Source organism: Massilia aquatica, assembly GCF_011682045.1.
GTDB classification, from domain to species: Bacteria; Pseudomonadota; Gammaproteobacteria; order Burkholderiales; family Burkholderiaceae_D; genus Telluria_A; species Telluria_A aquatica.
Genome location: NZ_VVIW01000009.1, coordinates 126,689 through 141,066 on the forward strand (window position 1 = coordinate 126,689; position 14,378 = coordinate 141,066).

Annotated in this window: 16 protein-coding genes; 4 read left to right on the top strand and 12 right to left on the bottom strand. The window is 64.3% G+C overall.

The genetic code is table 11. The features are described 5' to 3' along the window. Positions 1 to 23: 23 nt before the first annotated feature. The 5 genes from F1609_RS17110 to F1609_RS17130 are packed head-to-tail and all read right to left on the bottom strand — an operon-like array spanning position 24 to position 2,860. On the bottom strand, positions 24 to 350 hold the full coding sequence (locus F1609_RS17110; protein WP_167077613.1) for a barstar family protein: 327 nt from the start codon (positions 348 to 350) through the stop codon (positions 24 to 26). A gap of 16 nt (positions 351 to 366) precedes the next feature. Next, the gene (locus tag F1609_RS17115) at positions 367 to 789 is read right to left on the bottom strand and encodes an ExbD/TolR family protein (protein ID WP_167077614.1); all 423 of its coding nucleotides are present in this window, start codon (positions 787 to 789) and stop codon (positions 367 to 369) included. An 11-nt stretch (positions 790 to 800) separates the two neighbouring features. After that, a complete protein-coding gene (locus F1609_RS17120) occupies positions 801 to 1,457 on the bottom strand; it encodes a MotA/TolQ/ExbB proton channel family protein (RefSeq protein ID WP_167077615.1) in 657 nt (218 codons plus the stop codon). An 8-nt stretch (positions 1,458 to 1,465) separates the two neighbouring features. After that, positions 1,466 to 2,263 carry a 4-hydroxy-tetrahydrodipicolinate reductase gene (dapB, locus tag F1609_RS17125; RefSeq protein WP_167077616.1) on the bottom strand — a complete coding sequence of 266 codons (798 nt, stop codon included), beginning with the start codon at positions 2,261 to 2,263 and terminating at the stop codon, positions 1,466 to 1,468. Positions 2,264 to 2,299: 36 nt separating this feature from the next. Beyond that, positions 2,300 to 2,860, bottom strand: coding sequence for an outer membrane protein assembly factor BamE (locus F1609_RS17130; RefSeq protein WP_167077617.1), 561 nt, complete (start codon positions 2,858 to 2,860; stop codon positions 2,300 to 2,302). A gap of 90 nt (positions 2,861 to 2,950) precedes the next feature. Here F1609_RS17130 and fur point away from each other — a divergent pair, with 90 nt between their 5' ends. Continuing rightward, on the top strand, positions 2,951 to 3,379 hold the full coding sequence (gene fur / locus F1609_RS17135; protein WP_126073843.1) for a ferric iron uptake transcriptional regulator: 429 nt from the start codon (positions 2,951 to 2,953) through the stop codon (positions 3,377 to 3,379). A gap of 50 nt (positions 3,380 to 3,429) precedes the next feature. Here the strand turns inward: fur and hrcA are convergent, their stop codons facing one another. Next, the gene (hrcA, locus tag F1609_RS17140) at positions 3,430 to 4,446 is read right to left on the bottom strand and encodes a heat-inducible transcriptional repressor HrcA (RefSeq protein WP_167077618.1); all 1,017 of its coding nucleotides are present in this window, start codon (positions 4,444 to 4,446) and stop codon (positions 3,430 to 3,432) included. 129 nt (positions 4,447 to 4,575) lie between these two features. Then, positions 4,576 to 5,292 carry an HAD family hydrolase gene (locus tag F1609_RS17145; protein WP_167077619.1) on the bottom strand — a complete coding sequence of 239 codons (717 nt, stop codon included), beginning with the start codon at positions 5,290 to 5,292 and terminating at the stop codon, positions 4,576 to 4,578. 209 nt (positions 5,293 to 5,501) lie between these two features. Between F1609_RS17145 and F1609_RS17150 the strand changes: the two genes are divergently transcribed. Together F1609_RS17150 and F1609_RS17155 are read left to right on the top strand one after the other, a co-directional pair. After that, on the top strand, positions 5,502 to 6,113 hold the full coding sequence (locus F1609_RS17150) for a hypothetical protein (protein ID WP_167077620.1): 612 nt from the start codon (positions 5,502 to 5,504) through the stop codon (positions 6,111 to 6,113). A gap of 49 nt (positions 6,114 to 6,162) precedes the next feature. Further along, positions 6,163 to 6,777 carry a hypothetical protein gene (locus F1609_RS17155; RefSeq protein WP_167077621.1) on the top strand — a complete coding sequence of 205 codons (615 nt, stop codon included), beginning with the start codon at positions 6,163 to 6,165 and terminating at the stop codon, positions 6,775 to 6,777. A 181-nt stretch (positions 6,778 to 6,958) separates the two neighbouring features. On the opposite strand, the gene F1609_RS17160 is transcribed toward F1609_RS17155, so the two are convergent. After that, on the bottom strand, positions 6,959 to 8,074 hold the full coding sequence (locus F1609_RS17160; protein ID WP_167077622.1) for a serine hydrolase domain-containing protein: 1,116 nt from the start codon (positions 8,072 to 8,074) through the stop codon (positions 6,959 to 6,961). A gap of 220 nt (positions 8,075 to 8,294) precedes the next feature. On the opposite strand from F1609_RS17160, the gene F1609_RS17165 reads away from it, so the two are divergent. After that, the gene (locus tag F1609_RS17165) at positions 8,295 to 10,553 is read left to right on the top strand and encodes a PhoX family protein (protein WP_167077623.1); all 2,259 of its coding nucleotides are present in this window, start codon (positions 8,295 to 8,297) and stop codon (positions 10,551 to 10,553) included. 220 nt (positions 10,554 to 10,773) lie between these two features. On the opposite strand, the gene F1609_RS17170 is transcribed toward F1609_RS17165, so the two are convergent. Genes F1609_RS17170 through F1609_RS17185 form a run of 4 tightly spaced genes read right to left on the bottom strand, consistent with a single transcriptional unit; the run spans position 10,774 to position 14,370 of the window. Then, the gene (locus F1609_RS17170) at positions 10,774 to 11,103 is read right to left on the bottom strand and encodes a DUF5710 domain-containing protein (protein WP_167077624.1); all 330 of its coding nucleotides are present in this window, start codon (positions 11,101 to 11,103) and stop codon (positions 10,774 to 10,776) included. A 13-nt stretch (positions 11,104 to 11,116) separates the two neighbouring features. Further along, positions 11,117 to 11,902, bottom strand: coding sequence for a 16S rRNA (adenine(1518)-N(6)/adenine(1519)-N(6))-dimethyltransferase RsmA (gene rsmA / locus F1609_RS17175; protein ID WP_167077625.1), 786 nt, complete (start codon positions 11,900 to 11,902; stop codon positions 11,117 to 11,119). A 34-nt stretch (positions 11,903 to 11,936) separates the two neighbouring features. Further along, entirely contained in the window at positions 11,937 to 12,998 is a 1,062-nt protein-coding gene (pdxA, locus tag F1609_RS17180; protein WP_167077626.1) for a 4-hydroxythreonine-4-phosphate dehydrogenase PdxA, read from the bottom strand. Between the two features lie 4 nt (positions 12,999 to 13,002). Further along, the gene (locus tag F1609_RS17185; protein WP_167077627.1) at positions 13,003 to 14,370 is read right to left on the bottom strand and encodes a peptidylprolyl isomerase; all 1,368 of its coding nucleotides are present in this window, start codon (positions 14,368 to 14,370) and stop codon (positions 13,003 to 13,005) included. Positions 14,371 to 14,378 lie beyond the last annotated feature (8 nt).

Here is a 14,378-nt window from a genome sequence, read left to right on the forward strand (position 1 = left end):
ATGCTCAAGCTTACTGCGCCGGCTCAGCGCAGTACCAGCGCCAGCGCCGGCTTTTCGCCGTAATCCTCGTAGCGCTCGTTGATGCCGGCGATACAGAAGGTCATCTCGTCGAGCAGGTCGGGCACGCGCTCGCGCATCGCTGCCGCATCCTTGACGACAATCTCCAGCACCTCGTTCGGTTTCAGGCGGAACTTGGTCATGCCGTCTTCGTCGCGCAGGTAGCTCAGGCAATCGACCCAGGCATCCATCGTGTTGGCGTAATACTCGGGAAACCCGAACGCCGCGCGGCTTTCGGAATGAAAGGTATCCCAGCCGAGGATCGAGGCACCATTGAGTTCGGCACTGGCCATGTTATTTCTCCTCATGTTACTTTTTTTTGTATGGGTCGGTCACGAAGCCCAGCCTGGCCAGTCCATGGGACTGGGCCGCCCCCATGACCTGGGCCACGGCTTCGTAACGGGTATTTTTGTCTGCGCGCAGCTGCAATTCGGGCTGCGGCGCCTGGCGCGCGGCGGCAGCGAGGCACGCGTCGAGTCCGGCCGCATCGACCTGCTGGTCGTCCCAGTACAGCACGCCTTGCGCGTCGATGGCGATGGTGACCGTGTGCGGCTGCTGCTGTACGGCACCAGCCTGTGCGCGCGGCAGGTCGAGTTTGACCGCGTGCGTGAACATCGGCGCGGTGATGATGAAAATGACGAGCAGCACCAGCATCACGTCGACCATCGGGGTCACGTTAATGTCGCTCATCATCGATTGCGGACGCGCTGGATTGAAGCTGCCGAATGCCATGCCGTTTCCCCCTATTTGCCGAAGTAGGCATGCAGATCGTGGGCAAAGCCGTCGAGCTCGGCCAACGTCAGCCGGTTCAGGCGGTTCAATCCGTTATACGCCAGTACGGCGGGAATCGCCACCACCAGCCCGAAGCCGGTCATGATCAAGGCTTCGCCGACCGGCCCGGCGATCTTGTCGATCTGCACGATGCCGGCCGTGGAGACGTTCGAGAGCGCATGATAAATTCCCCACACCGTGCCCAGCAGGCCGACAAAAGGGGCGGTGGCGCCGATCGAGGCCAGTACGGTCAGTCCGCTTTCGATGCGATGGGTGGAACGCGTGATTTCCTGGCGCAGCACGCGGATGATCTGTTCGTCGCGGCGCATTTCGCCGGCCAGGGTGGCGGCGCCGCCGGCGTGGGCCAGGCCCTGTTGCGGCAAAGGGACGTAGATGCGCTCGCGGTCGGCCAGGGCCAGCAGGGCGATGCCGTCGCGCAGGCTGGGGGCGCCCCAGAAGGCATCCAGCGCTGGCGCTGCGCGCCGCACGCGCCAGCTACTGAAGGCCTTGGACAGGATGAAAAACCAGCTCACCAGCGACATCAGCATCAGCACCCAGGCCACCGCGTGGCTGATTGCGTCGCCCTGTTCCCAGTAGCGCGCGACGCTGAAGTGATTGTCCGGTGGCATGGCGGACACTAGTCCTTGAGTGCCAGCACGTCCTGCATGTCGTACAAACCGGTGGCCTTGTCGGCCAGGAAGCGGCAGGCACGCAGCGCGCCGCTGGCGTAGCTGGCGCGGCTGCTGGACTTGTGGCTGATTTCGATGCGCTCGCCGGTACCGGCAAACAGCACCGTATGGTCGCCGATGATGTCGCCGCCGCGGATGGTGGCAAAGCCGATGGTCGACGGATCGCGTTCGCCGGTGACGCCTTCGCGCCCGTAGACGGCGCATTCGTTCAGGTCGCGCCCGAGCGCGTCGGCAATGACTTCGCCCATCTTGAGGGCGGTGCCGGACGGCGCATCGACCTTGTGGCGGTGGTGCGCTTCGATGATTTCGATGTCGTAGCCCTCGGACATGCTTTTGGCAGCCAGTTCGAGCAGCTTGAGGGTGACGTTCACGCCCACGCTCATGTTGGGCGCGAACATGATCGCGGTTTTTTCAGCGGCGGCGGCAATCGCGGCCTTGCCGGCATCGTCGAAACCGGTGGTGCCGATGATCAGCTTGATGCCGTGCTCGGCGCAATACGCCAGATGCTTGAGCGTGCCTTCGGGGCGGGTGAAATCGATCAGGTAATCGGCGCCAGCCAGGCCGGCAGCCAGGTCCGCCTCGATCGCCACGCCGGGAGCTTGGCCGACCCGTTGGCCGATGGCGGGCGAGCCGGCCAGGCCGAGGGCGCCGGCCAGTACCGCGTCCGGCGCCGCGTCGAGCGCGTCGACCAGCATCCGTCCCATGCGCCCGTCGGCGCCCGCTACTGCAATTTTCATCTGGTTCATCGTGTTACCCGCGCGCTGGCGCTGCAGTTGGAAAACTTATTTGTTGATCTTGATCGAGGCCGAACCGGCTTCTTCTTTCCTCGGCGCTTCCTTGGCGGCCACCTTGGACGGACCGGCGATGCGCGCGATGTATTCCTTCTCGGTCGGCAGGTTGCCGCCGTCGAATTTCTCGACCTTGTTGTCCTTGAAGTAGACCGTGACCCGGCTGCTGGTCAGCTCGCCATTGCCGCGCGCCAGATAGAACGGGAAGTCCCAGCGGTCGGCGTGGAAGATGTCGGTCAGCAGCGGTGTGCCCAGCAGAAACTTGACCTGCTCGCGGGTCTGGCCGACCTTGAGTTGGGTCAGCATTTCCTGGGAGATGAAGTTACCTTGCTGAATGTCCGGGCGATACGGCGAGAAGATCCACAGGACCTTTTGCAGCTTGCTGGCCTGCACGGTCTGGGCGCCGGCGTCGGGCGAGGCGCTGACCGGGACCACGGGATCCTTGGCGCCGCCGAACATGGAGCAGCCGGACAGGCAGAGGACGGCCCCGGCCAGGGTCGCCACCAGAGGGGCGCGCAGGCTAAAACGGTGCAAAACGGCAGTATCGACAGGCATAGATGACCTCAAATCGTTGTACGGAAGGCTAGGCACCTCCGTCTAAAACGCTATATGATAAAGCACTACGCCAATATACGAGTAACAAACATGAGTAACAATCCTAGCGACCTCAAAGCCAGCGGCCTGAAAGCCACCCTGCCCCGCCTGAAAATCCTCGAGATTTTCCAGAACAGCGAGGTGCGCCACCTGACTGCGGAAGACGTTTACAAGATTTTGTTGACCGATAATATGGATGTCGGCCTGGCCACCGTATATCGCGTACTGACCCAGTTCGAGCAGGCGGGCCTGCTCAACCGCAACCATTTCGAAACCGGCAAGGCGATTTTCGAGCTCAACGCCGGTTCGCACCACGATCACCTGGTGTGCCTCGACTGCGGCCGCGTGGAAGAGTTCTACGACGACGAGATCGAGTCGCGCCAGCACAAGGTGGCGGTCGAGCGCGGCTTCAAGATTGCCGAGCACGCGCTGGCGATCTACGGCAACTGCGTCAAGCCCGCCTGCCCGCACAAAACCTGAGCGGAACTCCGCGCGAGGCGCCAGGCGAGGCGCCAGGCGAGGCGCTACGCTCACGAGTGGCTCAGGGCGTTCGAGAGCAGCTTGGCGGTGATGTCGACGATCGGAATGACGCGCTCGTAGGCCATGCGGGTTGGCCCGATCACGCCCAGGGTGCCGACGATCTTGCCGTTGACCTCGTAGGGTGCGGTCACCACGCTCATTTCATCCATCGGCACCAGGTTCGACTCGCCGCCGATAAAGATCTGCACCCCGGTCGCCTTGCTCGACACATCGAGCAGCTGCATCAGTCCGGTCTTTTGCTCGAACATGTCGAACATCTGGCGCAGCGAGCTCATGTTGGACGACAGGTCCGACACGCTCAGCAAATTACGCTCGCCCGAAATGACCATGTCGTCCGACTGGTCGGTCATCGCCTCGCTGCCGGCCTCGACCGCTGCCTGCATCAGGCTGCCCATATCGTCGCGCAACTGGCGCAGTTCGCTGGTCAGGCGCGTACGCACGTCGTCGAACGACAGTCCGCCATAATTCTGGTTGATGTAATTGGCCGAGCGCACCAGTTGCGCCGGCGTGTAGTCGGCCTCGGTCAGCAGCAGGCGGTTCTGCACGTCGCCGCGCGGGTCGACGATGACCAGCAGGATGCGCTTTTCGGACAGGCGCAGGAACTCGATCTGCTGGAACACCGATTCGCGCCGGGGACTGAGCACCACGCCGGCAAACTGCGACAGCGACGACAGCATCTGCGCCGCATTGGCGATCATCTTTTGCGGCTGCTGGGCCGGCAGGCGCAGGCGCGCATCGACCGCGTGTTCGTCGATGTGTTGCACAGTCAACAAGGTATCGACAAAGATGCGGTAGCCGCGCGGGGTCGGAATGCGCCCGGCCGAGGTATGCGGACTGGCCACATAGCCGAGTTCTTCCAGGTCGGCCATGATGTTGCGGATGGTCGCGGGCGAGAGGTCGAGTCCGGAGATTTTCGACAGCGCGCGCGACCCCACCGGCTGGCCGTCGGCGATGTACCGTTCGACCAGGGCTTTGAGCAGCGTTTGCGCGCGGGTATCGAGTTGCATGATTCTAGGTGAGGGGCGGTAAGAACAAAAACAAGGGCAAGCACAAGTGCTGATGCGCTTATTATGCACGTTCGCAGGCGCGCCGGGGCTTTATGTGGCCGGCGCGGCCTGCCTGCCGCATCCGGCGCCTCAGTCGTGCTCGCGCTTGAGCCAGTCGAGCAGCTCGTCGAAACTGCGGCAGATGGCGTCCGGCACGACCCCGTGTTCAAGATGGCGCTCGCTGCCGGTACGGTTGAGCCAGACCGCGCGCAGGCCGGCGCGCTGGGCGCCCTGCACGTCGAGCAGCACATCGTCGCCCACGTACACCGCGTCGGCCGGGTCGACCCCGAGTTGCTGGCAGGCGGCCAGGAAAATGGCGGCGTCGGGCTTGGCGCGGCCGAACTGGCTGGCCGCCACCGACACCTTGAAATGGTGCGACAGCCCGATCGCTTTGAGGTCGGCATTGCCGTTGGTAACCGAGCCGAGCATGCTACGGCCTTTCAGGCGCAGCAGACCGGGCAGCACGTCGTCGTAGGGGATGACGGCGTTGCGCGCGGCATAGAAATGCACCATGGCCTGCTCGACCTTGGCCGCGTCTTCGCCGGCCGCTTCAAAGGCCGACAACAGGCCGGCGCGGCGCAGGGCGCCCAGGTCGAGTTCGAATTCGGGCTGCTGCGCCAGCATGGCCAGGCGCGCCTGGCGCAGGGCGTCGATGGTGAAGCGCTCGGCCACCCGTGGCGCGTTACTGTGCAGCCAGGCGTGCAGGGTCTGCTCGGCTTGCAGGATCACCGGGGCGATCGGCCACAGCGTATCGTCCAGGTCGAACAGAATGGCTTTGGGCCAGGTGCGGCGCGGCGGGGTCGTCATGTTGTTCTCGGTAGTGGGTCCGCATCCAGCATAGCGAGGCAGCGGCTGAAAATCAACCGGACTGGCGCGCCGCCTTGGCGGTGGCCATTACACACCGATACAAGGCAATGAGCCGCGGCGTTGACAAATGCTCTAAAATGACGTCCACCCCAGGCTGTCCATCGGCGGCCCAGCCTCCCCACCTTACCCGCATTCGTTTTGGAGAAAGTATGAAAAATCTGTACCTGCGTTCCGCCGTGGCACTTGCGTGCGCGCTCACCCTGGCCGCGTGCGGCGGCGACGACAATGGCACCATGCAACTGGGCGGCACCGTCGACGGCGTCACCATCGCCGGCCTGGTGCTGCAGAACAAGGGCGGGCCGGACCTGAAGGTCGAACCGTACGCGAGCAGCTTCGTGTTCCCGGACCTGATCGCCGGCAATACCGAGTACGACATCACCTTCAAGTCGACGCCATCGAACGCGACCTGCAAGATGATCAACGGCAAGGGCAAGTCGAGCGCCTACAACATCCCCTTGATCAGCGTGAACTGCATCCTGAAACCGCACGATATCAAAGGCAGGATCGTTGGCCTGACCAACGGTCCGCTGGTGATCATCAATGGCACCTATCGCCTCAACATTCTCGCCAACAAGACCGAATTCAACCTGAGGGTCGATCCGAAAGTTGAAAATACACCCGTGCCCGGCCAGGTCGGCGAAACCCAGGCGTATGGCTTGAGCGTGCTGCAACAGCCGCCGGGCCTGACCTGCCGCATCGACAACGCGATCGGCGTCATGGGCAATGCCGACGTCGACAACGTCCTCATCACCTGCAACTGATCCCGGCGCGCCGCCCGCGCGGGCGGCCCCCTATTTTCTGGAGAAATTTATGACCTGTTCCGTCCTGCGCCATTCGCTGCTGCTCACTCTCGCCCTGGGCCTGGCCGCGTGCGGCGGCAAAGCGACCTTTCCTGTCGAAGGCAGGGTCGTCAACCTGAAATACCCGGGCCTGGTCCTGAGCAACATCGGCATGAGCGACCTGCCGGTCGATGCCAAGGCCACCAGCTACCGCTTCCCTAACGCCATCGAATACGGCGTCCAGTACGACGTCCAGGTCAAGAGCACTGCACTGCACCAGGATTGCACTCCTGACAACAACAAGGACACCGCCGGACGCCAGGCATCGATCAGCGCCACCATTACCTGCCGCGACTTTACCTATCAGATCGGCGGCGCGGTCAAGATCGTCGGCGCCGATGGCCAGGCCAAGCCGTACGTCGGCGAGAACCTGGTGCTGATCAACGGCAGCAGCGATAGGATCAACGTGGCCAAGGATGCGCAGTCGTATAAATTCGGCAGCGCGATCGCCTTCGGCGTCAGCTACGGCGTGTCTGTCCTGCAACAGCCGGACGGTGGCAAGCTGGTCTGCTCGGTCGATCGCGGCATTGGCGAAATGGGCGATGCCGAAGTGACCAACGTGAATGTACTGTGCCGCGAAAAGTAATCCGGCCTGGGGCTTGCGAAGGTGATATTTGCAAAAGGCATAACTGATATTACAAAGATAAATTGGCCTGATATGCTGTAGCGCAGCATAATTGCACCTGTCTCCTCCAACTCTCCTCAAAAAGAATTGGATTTCAAGCCCGCTTCACAGCGGGCTTTTTTTTGTCCTGATTTTCGTTCGGCTAGCGGCGCTCCCGGCGCAGCGCCGGCAGGTAAAAGCCGGCCACGGTGTCGATCAGCTGGTCCGGCCGGCCCCCGGCCAGGTTGGTCAGGATGATGACCGCCAGGTCATCCTCGGGATACACATAAAACGCCGAACGCCCGCCGCCGTTGCCGGCCACCGCGCGCTGCACCCCGGCGCCGCGGCGGATGGCCGGCCAGCCCATGGCCCACGGCGCCGGGCGGCCGTCGGCAAAGCTTGACGGCGCCCACATCGCCGCCAGGCTGGCCGGCGTGAGCAGGCGCCCTTGCTGGAGGGCCACGATCCACTTGCCCAGCTCGGTCGCGGTGGTATTCATGCCCGCGCCAGTGCGCATGGCCGGCGGAAATTCTTCCACCACATTGCGCAGCACGCTACCTTGGAAGCGGTAGGAATTGGCCTTGTCCATGATGATGTCGCCGGTGTCGCCGAAGCTGCTGCCAGGCATGCCGACGACGTCGAATTGCTTGTGCCGGATAAAATCGAGAAAAGGCTCGCCGCTCAGGCGGTCGATGATTTTCCCCAGCAGCACGTAGTTGGTCTGGTTATAGCTGAAGCGCTGGCCCGGCGCGAACTGCACCGGCGCGGCCAGTGCGGCTTTCCAGGCGCCCTCCATGCCGCCCGGCAGCAGGTCGCCTTCGCCGTCGAGCAGATCGGGCAGGCCGGACGTATGGTTGAGCAGTTGGGCGAGCGTGACCGCTTGCCATGGCGCCGGCAAACCGTCCAGGTAGCGCGACACCGGCGCCTCCAGCGCCAGCTTGCCCTGGTCCACCAGCTGCATGATGGCCACGCCGGTGACCGCCTTGGTGGCGGAATTGATCGAAAACACGGTGTGCTCGCCCACCGCCACCCTGTGCTGGAGATTGGCCACGCCGAGCGCTGCCGAGAGCACCACTTTCTGCCGCCGGATCACCACGATCTGCAGGCCGGGAATGCGGCGCTCCTGCATTTGGGCGCGAATATAGTCGAGCACAGCCTGGTTGGCCGCGCTGTCGCTCGCCGACGCCGTCGCCGCTAGCGGTGCAGCCAGGGCCGGCGCAGCGGGCAGGCTGATAGCCAGGCTGGCGAGCAGAAAACACAATGTGCGTGGAAATCTCATCGGGTGACAATCCTTATGGTGGAGGCAAATCGGTCGGGGCAGCGCCGCTCCATCATGGCATGAAAATGGGCAATGTTGGCGAATTGGAAACCTTATTTCTGGATGGATCCAGCAAGTGATGGATAGCTTGTCATCTTCCTGTCATCTTGCCGTCACGGCACGGTCATCTTGGCTGGCTAGAATCCGGCTTGCTAAATCCAACCCCAGCCATAGGACCTTCATGAACAAGCCAAACGATCTGGTTAGCTCCATCGATCCAGATGACATCGACTGCAATGATTCGCCGAACGAACACTTCAACACGGTGCTCAACGCCCGCCTGAGCCGCCGCAGCCTGCTGCGCGGCGGCATGGCATCGGCCGCCACGGCGATCTTCGGCGCAGTCGGTCTGTCGGCCTGCAGCAGCGACGACCCGGCTCCGGTCGCCCCAACCCCGACGCCGACCCCGACCCCGCCGCCGGTCGCGGCTGAAAAACTGCTGGCCTTCACGGCCGTTCCGAAAAGCCTGGCCGACATGGTCACCGTCCCGGCCGGCTACACCGCCTCGGTCATCTATGCGCTGGGCGACCCGCTCAACGGCACCACCCCCGCCTACAAGAACGACGGCACCGACAACAACTTCGACACCCGCGCCGGCGACCATCACGACGGCATGGAGTTCTACGGTCTGTCGGCCAGCGGCACCGCCACCACCACCAGTTCGGACCGCGGCCTGCTGGCCGTGAACCACGAAGCGACCACCGACGCGAAACTGTCGTCCTTCTTCCTGCACGCCAATGGCGGCGTCACCACCCTGCCGCGCCCTGCTTCGGAAGTGGACAAGGAAGTGGCGATCCACGGCGTGAGCGTGGTCGAAGTCAAGAAGACCGGCGCCGCCTGGGCGTATGTGAAGGAGTCCTCCTTCAACCACCGCATTACCCCGCTGACCGACATCGAACTGTCGGGTCCCGCGCGCGGCAATGCCCTGCTCAAGACCAAATACTCGCCGACCGCCACCAAGACGCGCGGCACCCTGAACAACTGCGGCACCGGCAAATCGCCATGGGGCTCGTTCCTGACCGGTGAAGAAAACTGGTCCGGCTACTTCGTGCGCGGCGCCGCCGACGATGCCGCCCGTGCCGGCGACAAGAGCATCGCGTCGCTCAAGCGCTACGGCCGCACCCAGGGCTCGACGTCGCGCCACGGCTGGGAAAGCGCCGGCACCGACGACAAATACGCACGCTGGGACATCAGCAAAAAAGGCGCGTCGGCCGATGGCAGCGACGACTACCGCAATGAAATGAACGGCATGGGCTACATCGTCGAAATGGACCCGTACGACAAGTCCAGGTCGGCCAAGAAGCGCACGGCTCTCGGCCGCTACGCCCACGAAAGCGCCGCCTTCGGCAACCCGGTGGTGGGCCAGCAGCTGGCCGTCTACATGGGCGACGATTCGCGCAACGAATACATCTACAAATTCGTCTCGAGCGCCGTCTGGGCCGCCGCCGACGCCAGCGCCGCCGACCGCATGGCCACGGGCGACAAATACCTCGACAGCGGCAAGCTGTATGTCGCCAAGATCAACGCCGACGGCACCGGCCAGTGGATCGAGCTGGCCATGTCGAACGCCGCCATCGCTGCCTACAGCGCCTACAAGTTCGCCGACCAGGCCGACATTACGGTCAACGCCCGCCTGGCCGCCGATGCGGTTGGCGCGACCAAAATGGACCGTCCGGAATGGTGCTCGGTCAATCCGGCCAACGGCGAGATCTACTACTCGCTGACCAACAACTCGAACCGCGCGGTCGACCCGACCTCGTCGCAACTGGCACCGGACAGCTCCAACCCGCGCGCCTACACCGACATGAAAGGCACGTCGGCCCAGACCGGCAACCCGAACGGCCATATCCTGCGCATGAAAGAAGGCGCCGGCGCCTCGGCGGCGACCAGCTTTACCTGGGATGTGTACCTGTTCGGCGCCGAAGCGGGCGCCAATGGCGGCTTCGTGAACCTGTCGAACCTGACCGCGGACCAGGATTTCTCGAGCCCGGACGGCCTGGCATTCAGCCCGTACACCGGCATCTGCTGGATCCAGACCGATGATGGCGCCTACACCGACGTCACCAACTGCATGATGCTGGCCGCCGTGCCAGGCACGGTCGGCGACGGCGCCAAGGTCACCCTGAACCATCCGAAAACGGCTGGCGGCACCCTGGCAGTCGATACGTATGTGGGCAAGAAGCCGACGGCGGAGACGCTCAAGCGCTTCCTGGTCGGCCCTGCGGGTTCGGAAATCACGGGTATCTGCGAAACGCCGGATGGCAAGTCGATGTTCATCAACATCCAGCACCCGGGCGAGAACACGGCGCAGGCGAATCTGGCCGATCCGTCGAAGTACACCAGCCAGTGGCCAAGCAACGCCGGCTACGGCGCGGGCAAGCGCCCACGTTCGGCGACCATTGTCATTACCAAGAATGATGGCGGCCGGATCGGGACGTAAGCAGCAGTGAAGGTGGGCCGGCCTGACAGACGGGCGGGCCCGAAGAGCCGTCGTCCCCGCGAAGGCGGGGACGACCTTTTTATTTCACAATATTGTGGGGGGCGTTTGGGGTAGTTACCCCGCTGTTTTGGGGGGCGGGCCTGACTGCGGGGGGGCCCCTATTCGCGGCGGCCCCCGCTTTGGGGGGGACGACGGCTTTAACCGTTAGCGAAGAAATTAATCAGGTGGTCAAGCCACCCACAATGCGCAGCACCTCGGCGCGCGCATCTTCCCATCCGGATGCCGCCAGCTTCGGCCCGCACTCCACGCACGCCTCAAACGGATTGCATCCGTGTTCCAGCGCCACGTAGCGCGCTCCCACGACCTGCTTGCCCACATACGAATCGACCCTGCCCGCCGGCGACGGCGCCACGCCCTTGAGCACCCAGCGCTGGAACGGGGCCACGTCGACCCCGTCCGGCACGTACCACAGCTTGCTATCCTTGTTCCAGCGCGCGCCCAGGGCCTTGGCCTCGTCTTTTTCGGCGTACGGGACTTTGAGCATGATCATGAGGGCACTCCTGTCAGGCCGGCTGCTTGAGCAAATTCGACAGCGCCACATACTGCGCCAGGCCGACCGTCTCCGGACGCATCGACGGGTCGATTCCGGCTTCGACCAGCTGCGCTTCGGTGCACATCCCCGCCATGCAGTTGCGGATCACCTTGCGGCGCTGCGAGAACGCCTTCATGACCACCGCTTCCAGGGTCGGACCGTCGCACGCCAGTTTGCGCTGCGCCGGCACCGGCACCATGCGCACGATGGCCGATTCCACCTGCGGCGGCGGATCGAACGCGGTCGGCGGCACGATGAACATGAGCGACATGTCGTAACGCCATTGCAGCATCACCGACAGCCGGCCGTAGGTCTTGCTGCCGGGCGCTGCCACCATGCGCTCGACGACTTCTTTCTGGAGCATGAAATGCTGGTCTTCGATCAGGTGCGCGAAGTCGGCCAGGTGGAACAGCAGCGGGCTCGAAATGTTGTACGGCAGGTTGCCGACCACGCGCAGCTTCTGCCCTTCCGGTACCGGAATCTGGCCGTAGTCGAACTTGAGCGCGTCGCCCGAGTGAATGGTCAGCTTCTCGCGCGGGAAGTTGTTTTCCAGGCGCGCGACCAGGTCGCGGTCCAGCTCCACCACGTGCATGTGGTCCAGGTGCTTGAGCAGCAGCGCCGTCATGGCGGCCAGGCCCGGCCCGATTTCGACCAGCGCCTGGCCCTTCTCGGGTCCAATGGCGTCGATGATGTTATCGAGGACGAGTTTGTCGGTCAAAAAATTCTGGCCGAAGCGCTTGCGGGCGACGTGTTTCATATTCTTCTTTTCGATTCTGTTCTAAGGGTGCGGTCTAACACTGCGATGCGCGCTGTGCGCTCACCATCTGCAATGCGGTGCGGATGGCCTGTTCCATGCTGCCGCAGTCGGCTTGTCCCAGCCCGGCGCCAGCCAGGTCGAGCGCGGTGCCATGGTCGACCGAGGTGCGGATCAGCGGCAGGCCGAGGGTAATGTTCACGCCGCGCCCGAAGGTGGCGTACTTGAGCACCGGCAGGCCCTGGTCGTGGTACATGGCCAGCACGCAGTCGGCGCCCGCCAGGTACTTGGGCTGGAACAGCGTATCGGCCGGATACGGCCCGCGCGCGTCGATGCCGCGTGCGCGCGCCTGTTCCAGCGCCGGCGCGATGGTGTCGATTTCCTCGCGTCCCAGGTAGCCGTTCTCGCCCGCGTGCGGATTGAGGCCGGTGACCAGGATGCGCGGTTCGGCGATGCCGAATTTGGTTTTCAGGTCGTGGTGAATGATGTCGATCACGCGCGCCAGGCCTTCGCGCGTGATCGCCGCCGGCACATCCTTGAGCGGCAGATGGGTGGTGGCCAGCGCCACCCGCAACGCGTAGTTGTCAGGCGCGGAATCGGGACTAGTCTCGCCGGCCAGCATCATCACCACCTGGGCGGTGGCGGTCTGCTCGGCCAGGTATTCGGTGTGCCCCGAAAAAGCCACGCCGGCGTCGTTGATGGTGCTCTTTTGCAGCGGCGCGGTGACCATGGCGTCGAACCAGCCGGCGCGCGCGCCTTCGACCGCCAGGTCGAGCGTGGCCAGCACCGCACGGCCGTTGGCCGGGTCCAGCACGCCCGGCACCACGTGGGCGCCCAGCGGCACGTCGATGACGCAGATGCGCGAAGGCCCGAACTGCGGCAGGCCGCCGTTGCGCAGCGCCTGCACCGACAGGGCGGCCAGTTCGATAGCGGGGTCGATCAGGCTGGCGGTGAGCGCCAGGAAGGCGGCGTCGCCGAGCAGCACGCAGTTGACCTGCGCGCGCATGGCCCAGGCAGCGCGGATCGAGATTTCCGGCCCGATCCCGGCCGGTTCGCCCGTGGTGATGGCGATCGCCGGCCGTGTGCTTGCCTGCCGCATAAGCTTACCTGTTCTCGTCGCGGAATTCGACGTAGGCGCGGTCGCGCACCTGGCGCGCCCAGTCTTCGGTCGCTTCTTCGAGCTTGCGGTCGCGGATCACCTGGCGCGCAGCCAGGCGCACCCGTTCCTTGTTCTGGTCGTCGCTCTTGCGTTCCATGACTTCGATCAGGTGGAAGCCGTACGGCGTTTCGACGACGTCGCTCACTTCGCCCGGTTTCAGGGTCGCCATCACGGTTTCGAATTCGGGCACGGTGTCGCCCGGGTACAGCCAACCGAGGTCGCCGCCCTTGCTGGCCGAACCGTCGTTGGAGAACAGGCGCGCCAGTTCTTCGAACTTGGCGGCCTTGTTGTCGAGGCGTTCCTTCAGTTCGGTCAGCTTGCGCTTGGCGTCGGCCGCGGTCATGGTCGGGCTGACCTTGAGCAGGATGTGGCGCGCGCGCGTCTGCTGCACCGGCGCCGGGGCGGCGCTGTCGGCCAGGTTGCGCTTGTCGACCATTTTCAGGATGTGGAAACCGGTGGTGCTTTTCAGGACCGGCGTGACCTGGCCCGGCTTGAGTTTGCCGAGCGCGTCGGAAAACAGCGGCGGCAGGCGATCGAGCGCGCGCCAGCCGATTTCGCCGCCCTTGAGCGCATCGCTCGAATCGGAGTAGGTGGCGGCGATCTTGGCGAAGTCACCGCCGGTGCGCAGCTGGCGCATGACGTCGTCGGCCCGTGCGCGGCGCGCGGCGATTTGTTCGGGCGAAGCGTTTTCAGGGATGCGCACCATGATCTGCGACAGGTTCATCTCGACCTTGTCGGCGGCGGCGGCTTTTTCGGCGGCCAGGTAGGTGTCGACTTCGGCGTCGGAAATCTGGATCTTGTTGTCGACTTCATGCTCGCGCAGGCGCTGCATCATGATTTCGCTGCGGATCTCTTCGCGGAAAGCGGCAAAGGTGGTGCCGCTCTTTTCCATCTGGTTGCGCATCTCCTGCACCGACAGCTTCTGCTGCTCGGCGATGCGGCCGATGGCGCGGTCGAGCATGGTGTCGTCGACGCGCACGCCCATCTCCTTGGCCAGCTGCATCTGGGCACGTTCGACGATCATGCGCTCGATCACCTGGCGCTGCAGGTCGGCCGCTTCCGGCACGGGCGCGTTCTGCGACTTCATGGCGCCTTCGACGGCGCGCACGCGGGCGGTGATTTCGTTGCGGGTGATGACTTCATCGTTGACCACCACGGCGATCGAGTCGATGACGTTGGCCGAGGCCGAGGCCGGCGGCAAAAAGCCGCTGGACGGCTTGGCGGCGGCCGGCTTGGCCGGCGTGGCCTGGGCAGCCGCCTGGCCGGCGGTCAGGGCGCACAGCAGGGCGGCGGCGATCTTGAGTTGGTGCATACTGAAAT